Origin of the sequence: Microcoleus sp. B5-D4, assembly GCF_036705145.1 — a bacterium.
Classification (GTDB): domain Bacteria; phylum Cyanobacteriota; class Cyanobacteriia; order Cyanobacteriales; family Microcoleaceae; genus Microcoleus.
This window is the reverse complement of sequence record NZ_JAUBTV010000032.1, coordinates 1-4,128: the sequence shown is the minus strand read 5'-3', so window position 1 is coordinate 4,128 and position 4,128 is coordinate 1. Positions and strand designations below refer to the sequence as shown.

The following is a 4,128-nucleotide window of genomic DNA, read 5'->3' as shown; positions in this document are numbered from 1 at the left end:
CTCAAGAACGGTGCAGCATCTGTCAAGAACGGGCAAGATGCCCGTTCCACAAGAGATGAATTGTTTGGTGGCACAGGAATGTTGGCTGAAGTACCCGCGGCGCAGCTATCCCCTAGGGAATCTCCCTCACTCAAGTCCAGCCACCATAAAGATTTTACATCTCTGTTAAAAACTCCGGCGACGATCGCGACACAAGCCGAAATCCCCGAAGCAGTAAACAGCAACGCCCGACAGCTAGGTGGTACTCTACAAATCAGTCAAGCGGGCAATGCTGAAGGTGTTTACGTTGCAGAGGTGAAAATTCGCTTTGTCAATTCCACAGGTGAAGCTGTTGATAAAAAAGGGAATCCGGTTGAGGGCAGAATTTCGGAAGATTTTATCCGAGGAGAGCTCAAACTCAAGGCGGGGGATAACTACAGCCGGGAAGTTGTACGATCGGATTTACAGCAGTTGCAGCAATTGGGATTGTTTGACAAGGTTACGGTTTCGATCGAAGAAGTTGGCACGGATGTTAATGTAATCTACAACGTTCAAGAGCGATCGGCTCGCTCTTTTAGCGTGAGTGCCAGTCTTAGTGATGATGTTGGCGTTGCTGTTCCTCTTTCCTATACCGATCGAACTTTCGGAACAACCCCACAGCGGCTGGCGGTGGAACTTGAGCCCAGCCTCCGAGGTATCCAGTACGATGTCCAGTTTGTCAGCCCTTACGTTGCCGCCAAAGACCGTTTGGGATACAGTGTGAGAGCTTTTGGCGATCGCAGAATATCGGAAATTTTCAACAAAGATATTGATTTGCCCAACGGGAACCGAGTTCGGGAAATTCGGATGGGGGGAAATCTCAGGTTTACCAGACCTTTGGGCGATTGGCAATCGACTTTGGGACTGAATTATACAAACATCAGTACGCGCGATCGCAACTTAAATATCGCCCGCCGCGACGAACTCGGAAATCCTCTCACATTCAGCGGCAGTGGCGTTGACGAGTTATACACTGTTTCTTTTGGCGCAATGCTCGATCGGCGGGACAATCCCTTTAACCCCACCAGAGGATCGATTCTGGGCCTCAGCACCGAGCAGTCGATACCTCTGGGTCGAGGTAACATTGTGAGTAACAGACTGTTGGCGAATTATATACATTATGTACCCGTAACTTTGTTGGGCATTAGCGAGTCCGAAGCCTTGCCCGAAATGCTGGCTTTTAACTTGCAAGCGGGCACGGTAATCGGGGATTTGCCACCAACGGAAGCTTTTCGCCTCGGCGGCCGCAATTCCGTGCGGGGCTACGATAGCGGGGATATTGGCAGTGGGCGGAGTTATTTTTTAGCTTCCGGGGAATATCGGTTTCCTGTGGGTCAGGATGTTGGCGGCGTGATATTTGTTGATTTTGCGTCGGATTTGGGAACGGGAGATAGCGTGTTGGGGAAACCGGCGGTAGTCAGGGACAAACCGGGGACTGGGGCGGGTGTTGGGGTGGGTGTGAGGGTGCGATCGTCCTTTGGATTAATTCGCTTAGATATGGCTGTTAGCGACTCCGGCGACCTCAAATTTATACTCGGTACAAAGCAGCGATTTTAAATTAGTCATCAGTCAGTAGTCATTAGTCACAAGTTACAGCATATTCTGGAATATGCTGTAAAATCGAGTCAACAGTTAACACTCAACCATTCAGTTTTTCCACCCCTCCTTCTACAGTCAACAGTCAACAGTCAACAGTCAACAATCACGGACGGTGCAACCGGAATTGATATAAATGCTTAACGCTTTGGTTTCTTCAGATCAACAGTTTTCGGCTTAGCCGCCGGAGTTCGCGGATAAAACTTAAACTTATTGAGCGCCGCACTTGCCGATTTAGCCACACCGCTATCTATATCTCGCAAAGCTTTTTGTAGCAGCGGAATCACTTTTTCCGACTTAATCATTGCTAGTGCTTCCACAGCAGCTTCGCGCACCTCCGGGTGAATATCTTGAGCTAATTTTCCCAAGGTTTCTATTGCTCGCTGACCTTCGGATCTCAGAGCATTAGCAGCAGCCATTTTACCTAAAGCAGACGCTGCAAACTTGCGGGTTTCTTTGTCCTGACTTTGAACACATCCCATCAACTGTGGCAGGGAATAGCTTGGTGCTTGTCTGGCAATAGGAAGCTGTTGTTCGACTTCGGGTTGATGTAAATCAATTGATTGTGGTTCGGAAAAATCTGTGTAATTTAACTCTTCAACTTCTGTTTGATTTAACTCAGTTGACAGTTCCTGCCAAACTTCTTCTTGTGAGAAACCTTCGGGAAATTCTGTTGAATTTAACTGACTAAACTGCTGATCGGGGACTTCTTGTTGTTGTACATTACTCTCGTACTGCTCTTGCAAAGACCTGATAGTAGCTTGCATCTGAGCTTCGTGGTCTCTCAACTGCTCGTGAGCCGCTTGCAACTGACTCTCGTATTGCTCTTGCAAAGCCTCCATATTTAACTGCATCTCAACCTCGCGGTTCTCATATTCCTCGGCAGTTTGCCTCAAGCGAATTTCGTGTTCATTTTGCAGGTTTTGCAAATGTTGCTCCATCTGAGCTTGATAATTTAAATGCAATTCGTCAGCAACTCTAAGTAAATGATGTTCGTGTTCTGCTTGCAAAGATTGGATATTTTGCTGCATCCTAGCATTGTTAGCGGCTTCTAATTCCTCGCTGATTTTTCTCCGCAGCTCAGGCTCGTGTGCGCTGACAACTTGTTGGAGCTGACTGTCGCGTTCTGCATGAACTTGTTGGAGCTGACTGTCGCGTTCTGCCAAAACTTGTTGGAGCTGATTTTCATATTGAGCCGCAACTTGTTTGAGCTGGTTTTCGTATTGGGTAGTAACTTGTCTGAGTAAATTTTCGTGTTCGATAGTAGCTTTTCTAAGCTGATTTTCCCGTTCTCCTTTCTGAGATTCGACAGCTTGTTGCACCCGAGACATCTGAGCTAATTCTATTTCCTCAGTAATTCTGCGAGTTTGCTGCAAGTATTCTTGTTTTTGCTTGTTTAAGCGCTTTTCTACTAACCAGTAAGCAACTGCTATCCCTGCCAAAAAACCTACGATCGCTCCTATGATACCCACAACTGAGATCCTCCCGACAAAATAGTGATGCTGGACTTTTTACATTTAACCATACAGCCTCCTGTAACCGCCCAGTAGCAACAGCCAGGCTGTCACTGCTAGCCAGTGAACCGCCACCGCAGGCCAGATAGAACCGCTTTGCAGGTATGCGAGGGAGCACGCAACTCCCAAAATTGCTGCCAGTAGCAAAAATACTGGATTCATAAAGGTCGATCGACCAACCGGGTAAAAAGTCAGCGCGTTCAGCGGGTGGTAAACTATAAAAACCGCCAAACTCGCGCATCCCCAATACCACAGCATTAACCCAGAAGCCTTCTCAAACGGGTGCGGCAGCATTAACACCCGGAACAATAATTCCTCGGTGATGCCCGGACTTAACAAACAGCCAAGAAGCACTCCCACAATTGTACGCCGAGAGGTTTGCACGTCTACTTTTAGAAATCCTGACCAAAAACCAATGGAAAGAGCGATCGAAGTGTAAACCAGCGCGAGCATAGCTGCAACCAGCCAATCAGTGAAATCGGGAATAGTTGAAAAAGCTAGGGTGATGCGGCGTATCAGGAATCCCGGCAGCGCCATCGCACTAAAATTTAACATAATCAAACTGATCCTTAAAATTTTCAAACAGATGTTAGCAGTAAGTTGAGCCGTGTATTATGCAAAACCAATCATTGCCGCCCGTCAGAGTCCGCGTTTTTGTTTCGGGATTAGTTCAAGGAGTAGGATACCGATATTCAACGATGAATCAAGCAAAGTATTTCGGCCTCAGCGGCTGGGTGAGAAATCTCCCCGACGGGCGCGTCGAGGCTGTCTTTGAAGGCTCCAAAAAAGCTGTGGAAGGAATGATTAGTTGGTGCCGCCGCGGCCCCACCGGTGCTACGGTTAGTGAGTTGGTTTTGGAATACGAAAACCCGGAGGGCGATTCCCTTCAAGATAGCTCCGCCGCGCGTACTTTTGAGATCCGCCGATAAAACAATAAGGAATGAGAATTAAATAACTTCCACTCTTGAAAGTGGGATGGGCGTCCCGCCCGTCCTTTTTG

At 47.7% G+C, this 4,128-nt stretch carries 4 protein-coding genes; 2 read left to right on the top strand and 2 right to left on the bottom strand.

Annotated elements, in window-relative coordinates; translation table 11 throughout:
• The coding region (locus tag QUB10_RS16620; protein ID WP_333203743.1) for a BamA/TamA family outer membrane protein at positions 1-1,575 on the top strand (1,575 nt) is incomplete at its 5' end.
• A gap of 179 nt (positions 1,576-1,754) precedes the next feature.
• On the opposite strand, the gene QUB10_RS16615 is transcribed toward QUB10_RS16620, so the two are convergent.
• Together QUB10_RS16615 and QUB10_RS16610 are read right to left on the bottom strand one after the other, a co-directional pair.
• Positions 1,755-3,086: a HEAT repeat domain-containing protein gene (locus tag QUB10_RS16615; protein WP_333156134.1), complete on the bottom strand. Its 1,332-nt coding sequence runs from the start codon at positions 3,084-3,086 to the stop codon at positions 1,755-1,757.
• Positions 3,087-3,131: 45 nt separating this feature from the next.
• Positions 3,132-3,683: a CPBP family glutamic-type intramembrane protease gene (locus QUB10_RS16610; protein ID WP_333203741.1), complete on the bottom strand. Its 552-nt coding sequence runs from the start codon at positions 3,681-3,683 to the stop codon at positions 3,132-3,134.
• Positions 3,684-3,742: 59 nt separating this feature from the next.
• On the opposite strand from QUB10_RS16610, the gene QUB10_RS16605 reads away from it, so the two are divergent.
• Positions 3,743-4,057, top strand: a complete 315-nt coding sequence (locus QUB10_RS16605) for an acylphosphatase (RefSeq protein WP_333203738.1) — start codon at positions 3,743-3,745, stop codon at positions 4,055-4,057.
• Positions 4,058-4,128: the final 71 nt, after the last annotated feature.